Source organism: Pseudomonas sp. SC3(2021) (assembly GCF_019856535.1).
Lineage (GTDB): Bacteria > Pseudomonadota > Gammaproteobacteria > Pseudomonadales > Pseudomonadaceae > Aquipseudomonas > Aquipseudomonas monsensis.
This window is the reverse complement of the sequence record NZ_CP082236.1, coordinates 2670237-2688362: the sequence shown is the minus strand read 5'-3', so window position 1 is coordinate 2688362 and position 18126 is coordinate 2670237. Positions and strand designations below refer to the sequence as shown.

Below are 18126 nucleotides of genomic sequence, written 5' to 3'. Positions count from 1 at the left end.
CGCCGCGCCGCTGAATCGCATCAGTAACGCCGGTAACACTCCCCTCGTAACAATGCGGTAACACACACAATTGACTTCCGGTTGGCTCATCACGACTATAGGCGTCCCGCTGCCGCCAACCCGGCACATACGGGCGCAAGCCAGGCCTTATAAGCACGACAAAAGACCGTGCGCCTGAGTAGATGACGAATCACGCGCGTTACTCGCAGTAGTTTCCAGAGCGCCTGAACGAGGATTTTTTACATGCCAGCCATCACCCTGACCACGCTCCAGAGCCTCAAGCAGAAAGGTGAAAAGATCACCATGCTGACCTGCTATGACGCGACCTTCGCCCACGCCTGCAACGAGGCCGGTGTCGAAGTGCTGCTGGTGGGCGACTCCCTCGGCATGGTTCTGCAGGGTCACGACAGCACTTTGCCCGTGACCACCGCAGAAATGGCCTATCACACCGCCTGCGTCAAACGCGGCAACACCGACGCCCTGATCCTGGCCGACCTGCCCTTCATGGCCAACGCCACCGTCGAACAGACCCTGACCAACAGCGCCATGCTGATGCAGGCCGGCGCGCACATGGTCAAGGTCGAAGGTCAGTTGTGGCTGGCCGAGTCGATCCGCCTGCTGGCCGAACGCGGTGTGCCGGTTTGCGCGCACATGGGCCTGACCCCGCAAGCGGTCAACATTCTCGGCGGCTATAAAGTGCAGGGCCGCAACGAGAACCAGGCGCGGCAGATGCGTGCCGACGCGATCTCGCTGGAACAGGCAGGTGCAGCGATGTTGCTGCTCGAATGCGTGCCAAGCGAACTGGCCGCCGAAATCAGCCAGGCGGTGAAAATCCCGGTCATCGGCATCGGTGCCGGTAACGCCACCGACGGCCAGGTTCTGGTGCTGCACGACATGCTCGGCCTGTCGATCACTGGCCGCGTGCCGAAGTTCGTAAAGAACTTCATGCACGGTCAGGACAGCATCCAGTCCGCATTGAAGGCTTACGTTAACGAAGTCAAAGCTGTCACGTTCCCAGGCATCGAACACGGATTCTCTGCATGAACACCGTAAAAACCGTACGCGAACTGCGCGCCGCCGTGGCCCGCGCCCGCAGCGAAGGCAAGCGCATCGGCTTCGTGCCGACCATGGGCAACCTGCACAGCGGCCACGTCGCACTGATCACCAAAGCCACCCAACGCGTGGATTTCGTGGTCGCGAGCATCTTTGTCAACCCGCTGCAGTTCGGCGCCGGCGAAGACCTCGACAAATACCCGCGCACCCTCGCGGCGGATCAGGAAAAACTGCTCGAGGCCGGTTGCGACCTGCTGTTCGCCCCCACCGTTGAAGAGATGTACCCCGACGGCATGGCCGGGCAGACCCGGGTCAGCGTTCCGCAATTGTCCGAAGGCCTGTGCGGCGCCAGCCGTCCGGGGCACTTCGAAGGTGTGGCAACGGTGGTCAGCAAGCTGTTCAACATGGTCCAGCCGGATCTGGCGATTTTCGGCCAGAAGGATTACCAGCAACTGGCGGTGATCCGCGCCTTGGTGCATGACCTGAATATGCCGATCCAGATCATCGGCGAGCCGACCGTTCGCGCCGCTGACGGCCTGGCGTTGTCGTCGCGTAACGGTTTCCTCAGCGAAGAACAGCGCGCCGTGGCACCGGCGGTCTATCGCGCCCTGAGCACGATGGCCGAGTCGATCAAACAGGGGGAGCGAGATTTCCCGGCGCTGATCAGCGCGCAGTTGAAACAGCTGGAAGCGGCTGGCCTGCGCCCGGACTACCTGGAAATCCGCCACGCCCTGAGTTTGCGTCCGGCCACGGCCGAAGACCGCGATCTGGTGATTCTGGTAGCGGCGTTCCTCGGCACCACACGGTTGATCGACAACCTGCACCTGAACCTCGATATCCCGGCCTGAAAAGCACCGCAATCCCCCCTGTAGGAGTGAGCCTGCTCGCGATGAGGACCTGACATTCAGCATCATTGTTGAATGTCAGTCCGTTATCGCCAGCAAGCTCACTCCTGCAGTGTTTTCAGCGTCCTGAAAATTGCATTTCAAGCCATATTGCCGCCCCCAAAGCCTTCGGGCACACTGCCCGCCGTTCGATTCCAACCCGGGAAATCCCTCATGCACGCCATCATGCTCAAGGCCAAGCTGCATCGCGCCGAAGTCACTCACGCGGTGCTCGATTACGAAGGCTCATGCGCCATTGATGGCGAATGGCTGGACTTGTCCGGCATCCGGGAATACGAGCAGATCCAGATTTACAACATCGACAACGGCGAGCGTTTCACCACCTACGCCATCCGTGGCGAAGAGGGTTCACGGATGATCTCGGTCAACGGCGCTGCCGCGCACAAGGCCAAGGTCGGCGACCGCGTGATAATTTGCGCATACGCGCACTACAGCGAAGCGGAACTGGTGCATTTCAAGCCGCGCATGCTCTACATGGCGCCGGGCAATGAACTGAGCCACACCAGCAACGCCATTCCGGTGCAGGTCGCCTGATCGGCACTGCACCGCTTCCGTTTGTCGGACGGTTTCTAACCCCGATGTTAAAAAAGTACCGGAAACAGGTCAGACAAAGTCAAGACAGATCGCGGCGTGAGGTTTACTGTATTCGCCCTGCGCCAATAAATCGTGTCGACGCAGTTTGACCCCGCGCCTCAACAGGGTGTGGCGGTCTGTTCAGTGTTCAAAAGGCCGTTCAAGTAAAAAGGAAAACCGCAGCGATGGCGTACTACCGCACTCCTCATGACGTTACCGCTCTGCCCGCCTGGCAAGCGTTGAAAGACCACCGCCAAGCCATGCAGGATTTCAGCATGCGCGAAGCCTTCAACGCCGATCCGCAGCGTTTCAACCAGTTCACCCTCAGCAGCTGCGGACTGTTTCTCGATTATTCGAAGAATTTGATCAACGCCGAGACCCGCAATCTGCTCGTGGGCCTGGCCAATGAAGTCGATCTGAAGGGCGCGATCAAAGCGCTGTTCGACGGCGAAATCGTCAACGCCTCCGAAGGCCGCCCCGCCCTGCACACCGCCCTGCGCCGCCCGGTGGGCGACAAGCTGTCGGTCAACGGCGTCAACGTGATGCCGGAAGTGCACAAGGTGCTGAACCAGATCACCGATCTGGTCGGCCGCATCCACGATGGCCTGTGGCGTGGTTACACCGAGAAGCCGATCACCGACGTGGTCAACATCGGCATCGGTGGTTCGTTCCTCGGCCCCGAGCTGGTCTCCGAAGCGCTGTTGTCCTACGCGCAGAAAGGCGTGCGCTGCCACTACCTGGCGAACATCGACGGCAGTGAGTTCCACGAGCTGACGCAAAAGCTGCGCGCCGAAACCACGCTGTTCATCGTCTCGTCGAAATCCTTCAACACCCTCGAGACCCTGAAGAACGCCCAGGCCGCACGCGCCTGGTATCTGGCGCAGGGTGGTTCGGAAGCCGAGCTGTATCGTCACTTCATCGCGGTATCAAGCAACAACGCCGCGGCGGTCGCGTTCGGCATCCGTGAAGAAAACATCTTCCCGATGTGGGACTGGGTCGGCGGGCGTTACTCGCTGTGGTCGGCCATCGGCTTACCGATCGCCCTGGCCATCGGCATGTCCAACTTCAAGGAACTGCTGTCCGGTGCCTACACCATGGACCAGCATTTCCAGACCGCGCCGTTCGAACAGAACATGCCGGTGCTGCTGGCCCTGCTCGGCGTGTGGTACGGCAACTTCTGGGGCGCGCAGAGCCACGCGATCCTGCCGTACGACCACTACCTGCGCAACATCACCAAGCACTTGCAACAGCTGGACATGGAGTCCAACGGCAAGAGCGTGCGTCAGGACGGCACCTCGGTCTCGACCGATACCGGTCCGGTGATCTGGGGCGGCGTCGGCTGCAACGGTCAGCACGCCTACCACCAGTTGCTGCACCAGGGCACCCAACTGATTCCGGCCGACTTCATTGTGCCGATCGTCAGCTTCAACCCGGTGTCCGACCACCATCAATGGCTGTACGCCAACTGCCTGTCGCAGAGCCAAGCGCTGATGCTCGGCAAGACCCTGCCGGAAGCCGAAGCCGAACTGCGCGAAAAGGGCATGAGCGAAGAGCAGGTGCACAAGCTCGCACCGCACAAGGTGATCCCGGGCAACCGTCCGAGCAACACCCTCGTGGTCGAACGCATCAGCCCGCGTCGTCTCGGCGCGCTGGTCGCCATGTATGAGCACAAAGTGTTCGTGCAGAGCGTGGTCTGGGGTATCAACGCCTTCGACCAGTGGGGTGTGGAACTGGGCAAGGAACTGGGCAAAGGCGTTTACAACCGCCTGGTCGGCAGCGATGAAACCACCGCTGACGACGCCTCCACCCAAGGCCTGATCAATTACTTCCGCGGTCGTCACCGCGGCTGATCAAGGCCTTCGGGCCAACGCTGTTCCCTGTGGGAGCGGGCTTGCTCGCGAATGCAATCTGTCAGTCGACACCTTTGTTGGCTGGCGTGACGCCTTCGCGAGCAAGCTCGCTCCCACAGTTATTTTGGCCCCCTTCAGCCATCAGATTCCTGATGCGGCTTGAACCCTTGGCCCTCTCGGCGCATCTTTATTCCTGTGCACAACAAGAATAAGGAACCGTCATGTTCGATATCAGCACGTTCCCCAAAGCCGATGCCGTCCGCCGGGCTGCGCAGTTGAGTCAGGACGACTACAAGCGTCTGTACCGCGAATCCATTGAACACCCCACGACCTTCTGGGCCGAACAGGCCACGCGCTTCCTCGACTGGAGCACGCCGTGGCAGACCGTTCAGCGCTATGACCTGAAAACCGGCGAAGCGTCCTGGTTTGCCGGCGGCCAGCTGAATGTCAGTTACAACTGCATCGACCGCCACCTCGCCCGACGCGGCGAGCAGACCGCGATTCTCTGGGAAGGCGACGACCCGGCCGAATCGGCGCAAATCACCTACAAGAAACTGCACCACCATGTCTGCCGCCTGGCCAACGTGCTGAAAAGTCGTGGCGTGAAGAAAGGCGACCGGGTGTGCATCTACATGCCGATGATCCCCGAAGCCGCCTACGCCATGCTCGCGTGCGCGCGGATCGGCGCCATCCACTCGGTGGTGTTCGGTGGATTTTCCCCGGATTCATTACGTGACCGCATTCTCGATGCCGACTGCCGCACGGTGATCACCGCCGATGAAGGCGTGCGCGGCGGCAAGTTCGTACCATTGAAACAGAACGTCGACAAAGCCCTGCAAAATTGCCCCGACGTCAGCACCGTCGTGGTGGTCGAGCGCACGCAAGGCAAAGTCGATTGGGTCGAAGGCCGCGACCTCTGGTATCACCAGGCCGTGCGTGACGTCAGCGACGACTGCCCGCCAGAGCCGATGGACGCCGAAGATCCGCTGTTCATCCTCTACACCTCGGGCAGCACCGGCAAACCCAAAGGCGTGCTGCACACCACCGGCGGTTACCTGCTGCAAGCAGCGATGACCTTCAAGTACGTGCTCGACTACCGCGAGGGCGAAGTGTTCTGGTGCACCGCTGACGTCGGCTGGGTCACCGGCCACAGCTACATCGTTTACGGCCCGCTGTCCAATGGCGCGACCACGCTGATATTCGAAGGTGTGCCGAGCTACCCGAACAGCTCGCGCTTCTGGCAAGTGATCGACAAGCACAAGGTCAACATCTTCTACACGGCGCCGACCGCCCTGCGCGCCCTGATGCGCGAAGGTGCCGAACCGTTGAAGGAAACGTCGCGCCAGAGTCTCCGATTACTCGGCAGCGTCGGCGAGCCCATCAACCCGGAAGCGTGGGAATGGTATTTCAACGTGGTCGGCGAACAGCGCTGCCCGATCGTCGATACCTGGTGGCAGACCGAAACCGGCGGCATCATGCTCAGCCCCCTGGTCAGCGCCCAACGGATCAAACCCGGCTGCGCCACGCAACCGATGTTTGGCGTGCAACCGGTGCTGCTCGATGAACACGGCAAGGAAATCAAGGGTGCCGGCAGCGGCGTGCTGGCGATCAAGTCCAGCTGGCCCGCACAGATCCGCAGCGTCTACGGTGATCCGCAACGCATGGTCGACACCTACTTCAAACCCTACCCCGGTTACTACTTCACCGGTGACGGCGCGCGCCGCGACGAGGATGGCGATTACTGGATCACCGGGCGCATCGACGATGTGATCAACGTGTCCGGGCACCGCATCGGCACCGCCGAAGTCGAAAGCGCACTGGTGCTGCACAACAGCATCGCCGAGGCGGCGGTGGTCGGTTATCCCCATGACGTCAAAGGTCAGGGCATCTACGCCTTCGTCACGCCAATGAATGGTGCCGAGCCGAGCGATGAGCTGAAGAAAGAACTGCTCGCCCACGTCAGCAAGGAAATCGGCAGCTTCGCCAAGCCGGATCTGATCCAGTGGGCGCCGGCCTTGCCGAAAACCCGTTCAGGCAAGATCATGCGCCGCATCCTGCGCAAGATCGCCTGCAACGAACTCGACAGCCTCGGCGACACCTCGACCCTGGCCGACCCGAGTGTGGTGCAAGGCCTGATCGACAAGCGCCTCAATCAGTAACCTGCCAGGCGCGGTCAACCGGCCGCGCTCATCCCTGTGCACAGAGTGGTCATGGAATTCATCCGCAGCCGTATCGAACACCAACTCATGAGCCTGACCGGCCTGTCTCTCGGTCAGCTCGACCTGGAAAACCCCAAGGGTGATCCCGGCCTGTTCGGCCCCGACTCAGTCAGCTGGCAGGTGCATGGCGACTTCAGCAGCATGCTGATTGGCGGCATCAGCGCGCTGTTGCTGCAAGCCTTGCATCCCCTGGCGCTGGCCGGCGTCTGGGATCACTCGAACTTTCGCCAGGACATGCTCGGGCGTTTGCGCCGAACCAGTCAGTTCGTGTCCGGCACCACGTTCGGCTCGCGTCGGGACGCCGACTGGCTGATCGAAAAAGTGCGCACCATCCACCTGCAGGTGGTCGGCACCGCGCCGGACGGCCGGCCCTACGCGGCGAGCGATCCGGACTTGCTGACGTGGGTGCACGTGGCGGAAGTCAGCAACTTCCTCGCCGCGCATTTGCGTTACCGCAACCCGCAACTGTCGTGGGCCGATCAGGATCGTTATTACGCGGAAATCGCTGTAGTCGCCGAACGCCTGGGCGCCCGCGACGTACCGAAGTCCCGACAGGCCGTGGCCGATTACCTGCAAGGCATGCGCCCACAATTACTGTGCGACGAGCGCAGTCGTGAAGTGCTGCGCCTGCTGCTCGCGGCACCGGCCCCCAGCCTGTTGGCGCGGCCCTTTGGCGATCTGATGATGAAGGCCGGCATCGACCTGCTGCCGGACTGGGCCAGCGACATGCTCGACGTCCGCCAGAGCTCGGTGCAACGGCAACTGATTCGCGCCAGCGTCAGACGCAGCGCACCGATGCTGCGCTGGGCGATGCGCAATGGTTCAGTACAACGGGCACAGCGGCGCATGGGAATTCTGACCTGATGCCCGGAGCTGCAAGCTGCAAGATTTGAGCTTGAGGCTTGAAGCTTGGAGCTTGAAGCCCAGTAACTGCTAAACTCCCGCGCCCCAATTCCCTCCAGCAAGGCGCCCGCATGTCTTCCTTGAATCAGGCGCTGCGCGCCGCCCTCGACCAACGTCAAGACTTGCTCACTGAGCTGCATGACCAGGGCACCGATTGCTATCGGCTGTTCCACGGCAGCCAGGAGGGCGCCGGCGGCTTGACCATCGACCGCTACGGCCCGCAACTGCTGGTGCAGAGCTTTCACCAGACGCTGGAACGTGACGACCTGCTGCAACTGCACGCCTTGGTCAACCAGGCCCTGGGCCTGGAAACCCTGCTGGTCTACAACGACCGCTCCCGGGGCAATTCGCGGATTGATCGCGAAGACCCGGTCTATCGTGCCGACGACGCCGCGCTGGCCGATCTGGTCGGCCACGAATGGGGCCTGAACTACCGTGTCCGCGGGCGGCATGCCGGGCAGGACCCGCTGCTGTTCCTCGACCTGCGCAACACCCGCGGCTGGGTCAAGGATCACGCCAGGGGCAAAAGCGTGCTCAACCTGTTCGCCTACACCTGCGGCGTTGGCCTGAGTGCCGCCGCCGGTGGCGCGCGTGAGGTGTGCAATCTGGATTTCGCCGAAGGCAATCTGGCGGTCGGCCGCGAAAACGGTCTGCTCAATCCGCAGTTGCCGCAGATGGAGTTCATCCAGTCCGACTACTTCCCGGCGATCCGCCAGCTCGCCGGTCTGCCGGTCAGCCAGCGACGCGGACAGAAACTACCGAGCTACCAGCGCCTCGAACAGCGTCAGTACGATCTGGTGCTGCTCGATCCGCCGGCGTGGGCCAAGAGTGCGTTCGGCACCGTCGACCTGCTGCGCGACTATCAGAGCCTGCTCAAGCCGGCCCTGTTGACCACCGCCGACAACGGCGTGCTGATCTGCTGCAACAACCTGGCGAAAGTCAGCATGGCCGACTGGCGCGAGCAAGTGCTGCGCTGTGCCGAGAAAGCCGGACGCCCGGTACGCGAATGGAGCGTCATGACCCCGGGCGCCGACTTCCCGTCAATGGACCAGCAACCGCCGCTGAAAACCCTGATCCTGCAGTTGTAACCCTTCCCTGCGGTTAACAACTGTCCAATGAGGGAGCAGGCTCGCTCCCTTCATGGGATTTAATCCTACAGAACAATCTGAACAATCCTGCGCCCTCGGATGTACTTCGGAACCGGAATCGCGTGCCATACTCCAAGGCACTCCGATTCAGACAGATGAAGCCGCACATGCCCAAAGGATTGATTCGCGCGATTGGCGCCTTGTTGACCGCTCTGGCCCTCTACAGCTTGCTGGGGTTTCTGATTTTGCCGGGCATCGCCCTGCGCGTGGCCAACCAGCAACTGGCCCACTACGCCACGCTGCCTGCGCATATCCAGCGCATCGAACTCAATCCGTTCAGCCTTGAAGTGACAGTGTGGGGCCTGGTCATCGGTGAGCCGGGCAAGGAACAGGTTGGTTTCGAGCGGCTCTACGCCAACCTGCAACTCGACAGCCTGTGGACCAAAGCGCTGCACCTGGCCGACATCGAACTGGACAAACCCAAGACCGAAATCCTCTTCGCCAAAGACGGTCAGCTGAACCTGCTGGGCCTGTTCAAACTCCCCGCCAGCGAACCGACCCCGGCCGACCCAAACGCCAAGCCGTTCCCGCTGCGCATCGACCGCATCCAGCTGGCCGGCGGCAATGTGCATTTCGAGGACGCCCGGCCGAGCGAGCCGATCGAGTTCCTCTACGACAAGCTCGACTTCGAACTGAAGAACCTCAGCACCCTGCCCGAAGACAATGCCGACATGACGCTCGTAGCGGTCGGCCCGGCGGGTGGGCAGATCGACTGGAAGGGCAACTTCAGCCTGATCCCGTTCACCTCCGAAGGGACACTGAAAATCACCGACGGCAAGATGAAAGCCTTCTGGCCCTATGTGCGTGACGCCGTACCGCTGGTGCTCGAAGACGGTGTGCTCAGCCTCAGCACCACGTACAAACTCAATCTGTCGAAAGAAACCGAACTGCTGCTGAACGACGTAACAGTGAGCATTGCGCCGTTCGCGATCAAGGCACCGGACGGACGCCCGCTGGCAAGACTTGAACGCCTCGATGTCAGCGAAACCTCGATCGACCTGGCCAGGCAGCAAGTGGTGGTCGGCAAAATCCGCAGCAACAAACTGGAAACCTGGGCCGCGCTCGAAGCCGACGGTCAACTGGACTGGCAGAAACTGTTCGCCAGCCAACCCTCCAGGCCAGCTGCCAAAGCGGCAGCGGAACCTGCCAATACCCCGGCAGCCGCCGACTCGCCGAAAGCAACACCGGCACCGAGCAAGCCCTGGCAAGTGCTGCTCAAAGACGTGCAATTGCGTAACTACACGGTCCACCTCGCCGACCGTTCAGCAAAGCCGGCGGTGGCCCTGGATGTCACGCCGCTGAATGTCGATCTGCAGGATTTCGACAGCCTCAACGGTTCGCCCTTCAAGCTCAAACTCGACAGCGGCCTGGGCAAACAAGGCAAGATCACGGCCGACGGCACCGTCAATCTCGCCCCGGTCACCGCGCAGCTCAATGTCAAAACCCAGGACATCGACCTGCGCGTCGCCCAGTCCTACATCAATCCATTCATTCGCCTCGAACTGCGCAGCGGCATGCTCGGCAGTGATCTGAAGGTCAACCTCAAGAGCACCGAGCCGCTGGCCCTCAGCGTGACCGGACGTGCGCAGATAGATCAGTTGCACACCCTCGACACTCTGAAAACCCGCGACTTCCTCAAGTGGCAACAAGTGGTGGTCGAAGGCCTGAACTATCAACACGGCGACAACCTGTCGATCGACAAGGTCAACCTGTTCCAGCCCTATGCGCGGTTCATGATCAACGACGATCGCACGACCAACATCGACGACCTGCTGATCCCGCAGCCCCCCGACAGCGGGACGAAAGGCACCGCTGCCAAACCGGCCGGCAACGGCAAACCGCTGGGCATTCACATCGGCGGTATCGCCATCAATGACGGTTCAGCCAACTTCGCCGACTTCAGCCTGACGCCGAATTTCGCCACCGCGATTCAACAGCTCAATGGCCAGATCGGCACCATCGACAGTCGCCAGGCCAAACCGGCCAGCGTCGACATCAAAGGCAAGGTCGACCGCTATGCACCGGTCACCATCAAAGGGGCGGTCAACCCGTTCGACCCGATGGCCAGCCTCGACATCGCCACCAGCTTCAAACGGGTCGAGCTGACCACCCTGACGCCCTACTCCGGCAAGTTCGCCGGCTACCGCATCCGCAAGGGCCGGCTCAACCTCGACCTGCATTACCTGATCACCAAGGGCCAGCTCAAGGCCGAGAACAAAGTGGTGGTCGAACAGCTACAACTGGGTGAAAAAGTCGACAGTCCGGATGCCGTGAGCCTGCCGTTGAAACTGGCGATCGCCTTGCTCAAGGACGTCGATGGCAAGATTTCCATCGAACTGCCGGTGACCGGCGACCTGAACAATCCACAGTTCAGCGTGATGCCGATTGTCTGGCAGACCTTGCGCAATCTGATTGTCAAAGCCGCTGCGGCGCCGTTCAAGATGATTGGCGGGCTGATCAGCGGTGGCAGTTCCGAAGACCTCGGCACCGTGTCCTTCGCGCCGGGCTCCAGTGAACTGAGCAAGGATGCCGAAGCTGCACTGGAGAAGTTGGCCAAGGCGCTCAAGGAACGCCCGGCCCTGCGCCTGGAAATCGAAGGCACCGCCGCCAAAAGCAGCGACGGCCCGCTGCTTGCCGAGCAACGGCTGGAACGCGAATACCAGTACAACTACTACAAGATGCTCCAGCGCCGCGGCGACAAGGTGCCGGCTCAGGCGTCGCTCCTGCAAGTACCGGACGGCGAGAAAGGTCCGTTGCTCGAAGGCATCTACCGCACGCGTCTGAAAACCCAGCCGCCTGCCGAATGGAAGGATTTGGGCAAGGAAGAACGCACGGCGAAGATGCGTGCAGGCTTGATCACGTTCTGGGGCGCAAGTGATGTACTGCTGCGTCAACTGGGCCAGGACCGCGCCAGCAGTATCAAGGATTACCTCGTTGACAAAGGCCAACTGGCGGACGACCGCGTTTACTTCATCGACGCCAACCTGGGCGAAGCCGAAAGCGATGGCCGGGTCGTGACGCAAATGCACCTGGATGCCGAATGATGAACATCAAGTGGCTACCCGCTTTGCTACTGACGTTCGCTGCGGGCCATGCCTCGGCGTCCGACACTTTGCGCTGCGGCAGCCAGCTGGTCAGCCTCGGCGACCGCGCCAGCGAAGTGCTGCAGAAGTGTGGCGAGCCGATCAGCCGCGATGCCCTCGGCTACAAGCGCAGCGCCAATCGCCGCGAAGAGTTTCAGGTCGAAGAATGGACCTACGGCCCGAGCAACGGCATGTACCAGTACCTGCGCTTTGAAGGCAATCGCCTGCGGCAGATCAACAGCAAGCGCGGTAACTGAGCCGCACCGATTACCCTTGCAGGAGTGAGCCTGCTCACGCCTACAGCTGTTTTGTGGTGCCCCTGAAATAGAACAGGCCCCGACACAAGTGCCGGGGCCCGCAATGGTCACATCCGTGTGACCGTTCGCATGAACTCTAAAGTTGCGGCAGACGTATTACTCGGCCCGTCTGTCGCGTCTTCTCCCGGTTCAGGCGAGAAGTCATGCCTTACTCGGCTTTCAGGCCGTCAGCGGAGACCGCTTTGACGCCTTTGATTTTCTTGGCGATCGCAACAGCAACGTCTTTCTGCGATTCAGTGACAGCAGTAGTCGACGACAGCGATACAACGCCTTTGTTGGTTTCTACTTTGATGTCAGTACCTGGAATGCCTTTTTCGGTGACCAGGTCAGCTTTGACTTTGGTAGTGATCCAAGTGTCAGAAGTAGCTTCTTTAGCCTGGGTGACTTCACCGGCAGCCAGAGTCATTGGAGCCTGGGTAGCCTGAGTGGATTGTGCGAATGCACCGGAAGCCATGGTCAGGGTCAGCGCGGTAGCAGCAGCGGCAGTGATAGCGAACTTCTTCATACGAGTAACTCCTGTTTTTCTGGAAAGTCTGCTGGTTGTCTTGTCAGCAGGGTTACCAAGGTAGTTGCGAACGCTGTGCCAACTTTTGCAAATGATAAAAAGCCATATAAATCAATAAGTTGCCGATTCTACGATTTTCCGGATTCATGCAATTTGCATGACTCACCGATAAATCGCATGCAAGTTGCGGTTTTCTGAAAAGTTCCTAAGACGCTGAAATTATTGAAACTTTTGAGAAGTGCTGCACCAAGAAAAATGCCCCGCTTTGCGGGGCATTTGGCAGTCCATCGACAACTCAGGTACCGCTGGCAGTACAGCCTTTTGGCGAATAGTCCGGTGCAACGGTCGTACCGCAAGACCATACGCCCGCACCGGTGCCGGAGGAGCGAGTGAGTGTGATGGTTTTATCCAGCACAGGGCCTGGCGCGTTTTTGATCGTGCAGACGATTGTCCCCGCACCAGTGGACGCGGTGCCCGACGCAGTGACGGCGCAATTGGAGGTCGTAACGGTCGCGGCACCCGCAACGAGTGTCAGTGTAGGGTCAGTCCCCTGATTGATGGTGTCCTCGAAAGGCACCTTCAACGCACTGATTTCCGCCAGCCCCGCCGTCACCTTCGACCGCGCCTGATACTTGGTGTACTGCGGCAAGGCGATGGTCGCCAGAATCCCGATGATCGCTACCACGATCAGCAACTCGATCAGAGTGAAACCTTGTTGTTTTTTCATAGACACGCTCCATGCATGAGTCGAATTCTCATGATCTGCAAGGGACGGAGCATAGGCCATGCCAATGCCTGCAAAGCCCCGCTCATTCGACGCGAAGCGCCTGCAACGCCATTTCCTACAGCCTGCAACCGCACTATCTGACACTTTTTGTCACCTGCGCCGGCCGTGTTTGGCGCTGTCACTTGACTAGGCTATAAGTCATGAACGGCAAGCGTGCGGGATCCCCATGAATGACATCGCTCTGAGCGGTCTGGCCAAGCAACTGGTGCAGGCGCAACTGTTGACGGAGACAAGCGCCCAGCAAGCCTGGCAACAGGCCCAGCGCAATCGCCTGTCGCTGGTCAGTTATCTGGTACAGAACAAACTGGTGAAAAGCTCACAGGTGGCCGAGATCGCTTCCGAGCATTTCGGCATGGCGTTCCTCGACCTCAATTGCCTCGACAAGGAAACCCAGCCCAAAGGGCTGGTCAGCGAAAAACTGGTACGCCAGCACCACGCCCTGCCGCTGTGGCGGCGTGGCAACAAACTGTTCGTGGGCATTTCCGACCCGAGCAATCATCAAGCGATCAACGATATCCAGTTCAGCACCGGGTTGAGCACCGAAGCGATTCTGGTCGAGGACGACAAGCTCACCGATGCCATCGAAAAATTCTTCGATACCCATGCCAGTGGCCTGGAAGACATGGCCGATGTCGATCTCGACGGCCTCGATGTCGAGTCCATCGACGACAGCAAGCAGGACGCCATCGGCGGGCTCGACGCCGACGATGCGCCAGTGGTGCGCTTCGTTCACAAGATGCTGCTCGATGCGATCAAGAGCGGCTCTTCCGACCTGCACTTCGAGCCCTACGAAAAGAACTACCGGGTGCGGGTGCGCACCGACGGCATTCTGCGCGAGGTGGCCAAGCCACCGATTCAACTGGCCGGGCGCATCGCCGCACGCCTGAAAGTCATGGCCAGTCTCGACATCTCGGAGCGGCGCAAACCTCAGGACGGGCGGATCAAGATGCGCCTGTCGAAGAGCAAGTCGATTGATTTCCGGGTCAACACCCTGCCGACCCTGTGGGGCGAAAAAGTGGTGATCCGGATCCTCGATCCGTCCAGCGCGCAGATCGGCATAGATGCTCTGGGTTACGAGCCAGCGCAGAAAGACCTGTACATGGCGGCGCTCAAGCAACCACAGGGCATGATCCTGGTAACAGGCCCGACCGGGTCAGGGAAAACCGTGTCGCTGTACACCGGTCTGAATATTCTCAATACCGTCGACATCAATATTTCCACCGCTGAAGACCCGGTGGAGATCAACATGGAAGGTATCAACCAGGTCAACGTCAATCCCAGACAAGGCCTGGATTTTGCCCAGGCCCTGCGCTCGTTTCTGCGTCAGGACCCGGACGTGATCATGGTCGGTGAGATCCGCGATCTGGAAACCGCCGAGATCGCCATCAAGGCAGCGCAGACCGGTCACCTGGTGCTCTCGACCCTGCACACCAACAGCGCTGCAGAAACCCTGACGCGCCTGCACAACATGGGCATTCCCGGTTTCAACATCGCCACCTCGGTCAGCCTGATCATTGCCCAGCGCCTGGCGCGCAAATTGTGCAGTCATTGCAAGAAGCCGATCGAGATCCCCCGCGAAACCCTGATCAAGGAAGGGTTCCCACCGGAACAGATCGGCAGTTTCACGATCTATGAGCCGGTCGGTTGCGATCACTGCAACGGCGGTTACAAGGGACGCGTGGGGATTTATGAAGTGGTGAAAAACACCGCCGAGCTGCAACGGCTGATCATGGCCGAAGGCAATTCGCTGGAAATCGACACCCAGATGCGCCGCGACGGCTTCGACAACCTGCGCACGTCGGGCCTGCGCAAGGCCATGCAAGGCATCACCAGCCTTGAAGAAATCAACCGGGTCACCAAGGACTGAACATGGCGGTCAAGGCAGCAAAAATCAGCGTCTACGCCTGGGAAGGCACGGACCGTAAAGGCACCAAGGTCACCGGTGAACTGAGCGGGCAAAACCCGGCACTGATCAAGGCGCAATTGCGCAAGCAAGGCATCAACCCCGGCAAGGTACGCAAGAAATCCGCCTCGCTGTTGAGCTTCGGCAAACGCATCAAGGCTCAGGACATCGCCCTGTTCACCCGGCAGATGGCAACGATGATGAAGGCCGGCGTGCCGCTGCTGCAGTCGTTCGACATCATTGGCGAAGGCTTCGAAAACCCGGCCATGCGCAAACTGGTGGATGAGGTCAAACAGGAGGTCGCGGCCGGCAACAGCTTCGCCACGTCCCTGCGCAAGAAGCCGAAATATTTCGACGAGTTGTATTGCAACCTGGTGGATGCCGGCGAGCAGTCCGGCGCCCTCGATACGTTGCTCGATCGCGTCGCCACCTATAAGGAAAAAAGCGAAAGCCTCAAGGCCAAGATCAAGAAGGCCATGACCTATCCGACCGCCGTGGTACTGGTAGCGGCCGTCGTGACCGGGATCCTGCTGGTGAAAGTGGTGCCGCAATTCCAGTCGGTGTTCTCCGGGTTCGGTGCCGAACTGCCGGCCTTCACGCTGATGGTGATCAGCCTTTCGGAGTTCATGCAGCAATGGTGGTGGGCGACTCTCGGGGCATTGGTGGCAGCGTTTTTCGGTACCCGCCATGCCTTGAAAACGTCCCAGGCGTTGCGCGACCGTCGCGACACCTGGCTGTTGAAACTGCCGTTGGTGGGCACGTTGATGTACAAGTCCGCTGTCGCTCGTTTCGCCCGTACCCTGTCGACCACGTTTGCCGCCGGTGTGCCGCTGGTGGAAGCACTCGATTCGGTGGCCGGGGCCACCGGCAACGTGGTGTTCAAACGCGCAGTGCTGCGCATTCGCCAGGACGTGTCCACCGGCATGCAACTGAATTTCTCGATGCGCACCACTGGGGTCTTTCCGAACATGGCCGTGCAAATGACCGCCATCGGTGAAGAGTCCGGTGCGCTCGACGAGATGCTCGACAAGGTCGCAGGTTTTTATGAGGACGAAGTGGATAACATGGTCGACAACCTCACCAGCCTCATGGAGCCGTTCATCATGGTGGTCCTCGGCGTGATCGTCGGTGGTCTGGTGGTGGCCATGTACCTGCCGATCTTCCAACTCGGCTCAGCGATCTGACATGCCTATCGACGAACTCTTCAGTCTGTATCCGCTGGCCTTTGTGTGCACCGCCCTGCTATTGGGTCTGGTGGTGGGCAGTTTTCTCAATGTGCTGGTCTGGCGTCTGCCGAAAATGCTCGAACGCGATTGGCGCCAGCAGGCGCAGGACGTTCTCGGTCTGCCCGGCGAATCGCCGCTGCCGACTTACAATCTGATGCTGCCGCACTCTGAATGCCCGCATTGCGCGCACCGGATCCGCGCCTGGGAAAACATTCCGCTGGTCAGCTATCTGTGCCTGCGCGGGCGCTGCTCGGCGTGCGGCGGGTCCATCAGCAAACGGTACCCGCTGACGGAACTGGCGTGCGGTCTGTTGTCAGCGTTCATTGCCTGGCACCTGGGCTTCGGCTGGCCCGCCGCTCTGTTGATCGTCCTCACCTGGGGCTTGCTGGCGATGAGCCTGATCGACACCGAACATCAACTGCTGCCCGACGTACTGGTGCTGCCGCTGATGTGGCTGGGGTTGATCGTCAACAGTTTCAGCCTGTTCGTGCCGCTGCACGACGCGCTGTGGGGGGCAGTGACCGGTTATCTGGCGCTGTGGTCGGTGTTCTGGCTGTTCAAGTTGCTGACCGGCAAGGACGGCATCGGTCACGGAGACTTCAAGCTGCTGGCGCTGCTCGGGGCGTGGGGCGGCTGGCAGATTCTGCCGCTGACGATCCTGTTGTCATCGCTGGTCGGCGCGATTGTCGGGGTGATTCTGCTGCGGTTGCGCGACGAGAAAACCTCGACGCCGATCCCCTTCGGACCCTATCTGGCCATTGCCGGCTGGATTGCCTTGCTCTGGGGTGGTCAAATAACCGGCTTCTATTGGCAGTTTGTCGGTTTGAAATGAATACCCCTGTGGAAAAACCCTGGATTCTCGGCCTCACCGGTGGCATCGGCAGCGGTAAAAGCGCTGCCGCCCAGCACTTCATTGATCTGGGTGTCCACGTGGTGGACGCCGATCACGCGGCACGCTGGGTAGTTGAGCCGGGGCGTCCAGCGCTGGCAAAGATTGCCGAACACTTCGGCCCCGGCGTGTTGCAGGCCGATGGCACGCTGGACCGCGCCGCCCTGCGCAAACTCATCTTCGAAGTGCCGGAGCAACGTCGCTGGCTCGAAGCCCTGCTGCATCCGTTGATCGCCGAGGAAATCGCGCATCATCTGGCACTGGCAAAATCGCCTTACGCGATTCTGGTTTCGCCGCTGTTGATCGAATCCGGGCAATACGCGATGACGCAGCGCATCCTGGTGATCGACGCCCCGCAACAATTGCAGATCGAACGCACCTTGCAGCGTGACCAGACCAGCGAGCAGCAGATTCAGGCGATCCTCAAGGCTCAGTCGAGCCGCGAAGACCGTGTGAGCCGCGCCGACGATGTGGTGGTCAACGACCGCGACCTCGCCTGGCTGCACAGCGAGGTCGAGCGCCTGCATCACTTTTACCTGACTTTATCCGGAGGCCAAGCATGAGCCAGATCCCCACCGTTGACTGCCCGACCTGCGGCGCCCCCGTGGAATTCACCCCTGAGAACAAGTTTCGCCCGTTCTGCTCCGATCGCTGCAAGCTGATCGACCTCGGCGCCTGGGCGTCGGAAGAACACAAGATTCCGGTCGCACCGGATGCCGAGGACGAACTGTTTTCCGGTGATTTCGACCCGCGTCACTGATTCGA

At 60.5% G+C, this 18126-nt stretch carries 16 protein-coding genes; 14 read left to right on the top strand and 2 right to left on the bottom strand.

Annotated features, from left to right (window positions below; translation table 11 throughout):
* The first annotated feature begins 243 nt into the window (after nt 1-243).
* The 9 genes from panB to K5Y35_RS11960 all read left to right on the top strand — a co-directional run bounded on the left by panB (nt 244) and on the right by K5Y35_RS11960 (nt 11991).
* Nucleotides 244-1044 (top strand): 3-methyl-2-oxobutanoate hydroxymethyltransferase, encoded by an 801-nt coding sequence (gene panB / locus K5Y35_RS12000; protein ID WP_222834287.1) that lies wholly within the window; start codon nt 244-246, stop codon nt 1042-1044.
* The gene (panC, locus tag K5Y35_RS11995; RefSeq protein WP_123464091.1) at nt 1041-1901 is read left to right on the top strand and encodes a pantoate--beta-alanine ligase; all 861 of its coding nucleotides are present in this window, start codon (nt 1041-1043) and stop codon (nt 1899-1901) included. Before panB ends, panC begins: the two co-directional genes overlap by 4 nt.
* A 210-nt stretch (nt 1902-2111) precedes the next feature.
* Entirely contained in the window at nt 2112-2492 is a 381-nt protein-coding gene (gene panD / locus K5Y35_RS11990; RefSeq protein ID WP_123464089.1) for an aspartate 1-decarboxylase, read from the top strand.
* Nucleotides 2493-2716: 224 nt separating this feature from the next.
* Nucleotides 2717-4381, top strand: a complete 1665-nt coding sequence (gene pgi, locus K5Y35_RS11985; protein ID WP_123464087.1) for a glucose-6-phosphate isomerase — start codon at nt 2717-2719, stop codon at nt 4379-4381.
* Nucleotides 4382-4602: 221 nt separating this feature from the next.
* Nucleotides 4603-6540, top strand: coding sequence for an acetate--CoA ligase (gene acs, locus K5Y35_RS11980; RefSeq protein WP_222834286.1), 1938 nt, complete (start codon nt 4603-4605; stop codon nt 6538-6540).
* Between the two features lie 51 nt (nt 6541-6591).
* Nucleotides 6592-7464, top strand: coding sequence for an oxygenase MpaB family protein (locus K5Y35_RS11975; RefSeq protein WP_186747907.1), 873 nt, complete (start codon nt 6592-6594; stop codon nt 7462-7464).
* A gap of 110 nt (nt 7465-7574) precedes the next feature.
* Nucleotides 7575-8591 carry a class I SAM-dependent rRNA methyltransferase gene (locus K5Y35_RS11970; protein ID WP_222834285.1) on the top strand — a complete coding sequence of 339 codons (1017 nt, stop codon included), beginning with the start codon at nt 7575-7577 and terminating at the stop codon, nt 8589-8591.
* Nucleotides 8592-8746: 155 nt separating this feature from the next.
* On the top strand, nt 8747-11695 hold the full coding sequence (locus K5Y35_RS11965; RefSeq protein ID WP_222834284.1) for a DUF748 domain-containing protein: 2949 nt from the start codon (nt 8747-8749) through the stop codon (nt 11693-11695).
* Nucleotides 11695-11991 (top strand): DUF2845 domain-containing protein, encoded by a 297-nt coding sequence (locus tag K5Y35_RS11960; RefSeq protein ID WP_123464078.1) that lies wholly within the window; start codon nt 11695-11697, stop codon nt 11989-11991. The genes K5Y35_RS11965 and K5Y35_RS11960 overlap by 1 nt, the downstream gene beginning before the upstream one ends.
* 208 nt (nt 11992-12199) lie before the next feature.
* On the opposite strand, the gene K5Y35_RS11955 is transcribed toward K5Y35_RS11960, so the two are convergent.
* Both K5Y35_RS11955 and K5Y35_RS11950 read right to left on the bottom strand, forming a co-directional pair.
* On the bottom strand, nt 12200-12556 hold the full coding sequence (locus K5Y35_RS11955; RefSeq protein ID WP_047600285.1) for a BON domain-containing protein: 357 nt from the start codon (nt 12554-12556) through the stop codon (nt 12200-12202).
* A 295-nt stretch (nt 12557-12851) separates the two neighbouring features.
* Entirely contained in the window at nt 12852-13283 is a 432-nt protein-coding gene (locus tag K5Y35_RS11950; RefSeq protein ID WP_123464076.1) for a pilin, read from the bottom strand.
* Nucleotides 13284-13509: 226 nt separating this feature from the next.
* Here K5Y35_RS11950 and pilB point away from each other — a divergent pair, with 226 nt between their 5' ends.
* From pilB to yacG, 5 genes are read left to right on the top strand one after another with little or no spacing between them, the layout of a single operon-like run.
* On the top strand, nt 13510-15210 hold the full coding sequence (gene pilB, locus K5Y35_RS11945; RefSeq protein WP_222834283.1) for a type IV-A pilus assembly ATPase PilB: 1701 nt from the start codon (nt 13510-13512) through the stop codon (nt 15208-15210).
* A gap of 2 nt (nt 15211-15212) precedes the next feature.
* Nucleotides 15213-16430, top strand: a complete 1218-nt coding sequence (locus K5Y35_RS11940; protein ID WP_222834282.1) for a type II secretion system F family protein — start codon at nt 15213-15215, stop codon at nt 16428-16430.
* Between the two features lies 1 nt (nt 16431).
* On the top strand, nt 16432-17304 hold the full coding sequence (locus tag K5Y35_RS11935) for a prepilin peptidase (protein WP_222834281.1): 873 nt from the start codon (nt 16432-16434) through the stop codon (nt 17302-17304).
* Nucleotides 17301-17924, top strand: coding sequence for a dephospho-CoA kinase (gene coaE, locus K5Y35_RS11930; RefSeq protein ID WP_222834280.1), 624 nt, complete (start codon nt 17301-17303; stop codon nt 17922-17924). Before K5Y35_RS11935 ends, coaE begins: the two co-directional genes overlap by 4 nt.
* Entirely contained in the window at nt 17921-18121 is a 201-nt protein-coding gene (yacG, locus tag K5Y35_RS11925) for a DNA gyrase inhibitor YacG (protein WP_123464066.1), read from the top strand. The genes coaE and yacG overlap by 4 nt, the downstream gene beginning before the upstream one ends.
* The last annotated feature ends 5 nt before the right edge of the window (nt 18122-18126 follow it).

Excerpts from the sequence above, each read along its gene's own strand:
- pgi (WP_123464087.1), top strand. The coding sequence starts at position 2,717 with ATGGCGTACTACCGCACTCCTCATGACGTTACCGCTCTGCCCGCCTGG.
- K5Y35_RS11955 (WP_047600285.1), bottom strand. The coding sequence starts at position 12,556 with ATGAAGAAGTTCGCTATCACTGCCGCTGCTGCTACCGCGCTGACCCTG.
- panC (WP_123464091.1), top strand. The coding sequence starts at position 1,041 with ATGAACACCGTAAAAACCGTACGCGAACTGCGCGCCGCCGTGGCCCGC.
- coaE (WP_222834280.1), top strand. The coding sequence starts at position 17,301 with ATGAATACCCCTGTGGAAAAACCCTGGATTCTCGGCCTCACCGGTGGC.
- K5Y35_RS11960 (WP_123464078.1), top strand. The coding sequence starts at position 11,695 with ATGAACATCAAGTGGCTACCCGCTTTGCTACTGACGTTCGCTGCGGGC.
- K5Y35_RS11940 (WP_222834282.1), top strand. The coding sequence starts at position 15,213 with ATGGCGGTCAAGGCAGCAAAAATCAGCGTCTACGCCTGGGAAGGCACG.
- K5Y35_RS11935 (WP_222834281.1), top strand. The coding sequence starts at position 16,432 with ATGCCTATCGACGAACTCTTCAGTCTGTATCCGCTGGCCTTTGTGTGC.
- panB (WP_222834287.1), top strand. The coding sequence starts at position 244 with ATGCCAGCCATCACCCTGACCACGCTCCAGAGCCTCAAGCAGAAAGGT.
- K5Y35_RS11975 (WP_186747907.1), top strand. The coding sequence starts at position 6,592 with ATGGAATTCATCCGCAGCCGTATCGAACACCAACTCATGAGCCTGACC.
- K5Y35_RS11950 (WP_123464076.1), bottom strand. The coding sequence starts at position 13,283 with ATGAAAAAACAACAAGGTTTCACTCTGATCGAGTTGCTGATCGTGGTA.
- pilB (WP_222834283.1), top strand. The coding sequence starts at position 13,510 with ATGAATGACATCGCTCTGAGCGGTCTGGCCAAGCAACTGGTGCAGGCG.
- panD (WP_123464089.1), top strand. The coding sequence starts at position 2,112 with ATGCACGCCATCATGCTCAAGGCCAAGCTGCATCGCGCCGAAGTCACT.
- yacG (WP_123464066.1), top strand. The coding sequence starts at position 17,921 with ATGAGCCAGATCCCCACCGTTGACTGCCCGACCTGCGGCGCCCCCGTG.
- K5Y35_RS11965 (WP_222834284.1), top strand. The coding sequence starts at position 8,747 with ATGAAGCCGCACATGCCCAAAGGATTGATTCGCGCGATTGGCGCCTTG.
- K5Y35_RS11970 (WP_222834285.1), top strand. The coding sequence starts at position 7,575 with ATGTCTTCCTTGAATCAGGCGCTGCGCGCCGCCCTCGACCAACGTCAA.
- acs (WP_222834286.1), top strand. The coding sequence starts at position 4,603 with ATGTTCGATATCAGCACGTTCCCCAAAGCCGATGCCGTCCGCCGGGCT.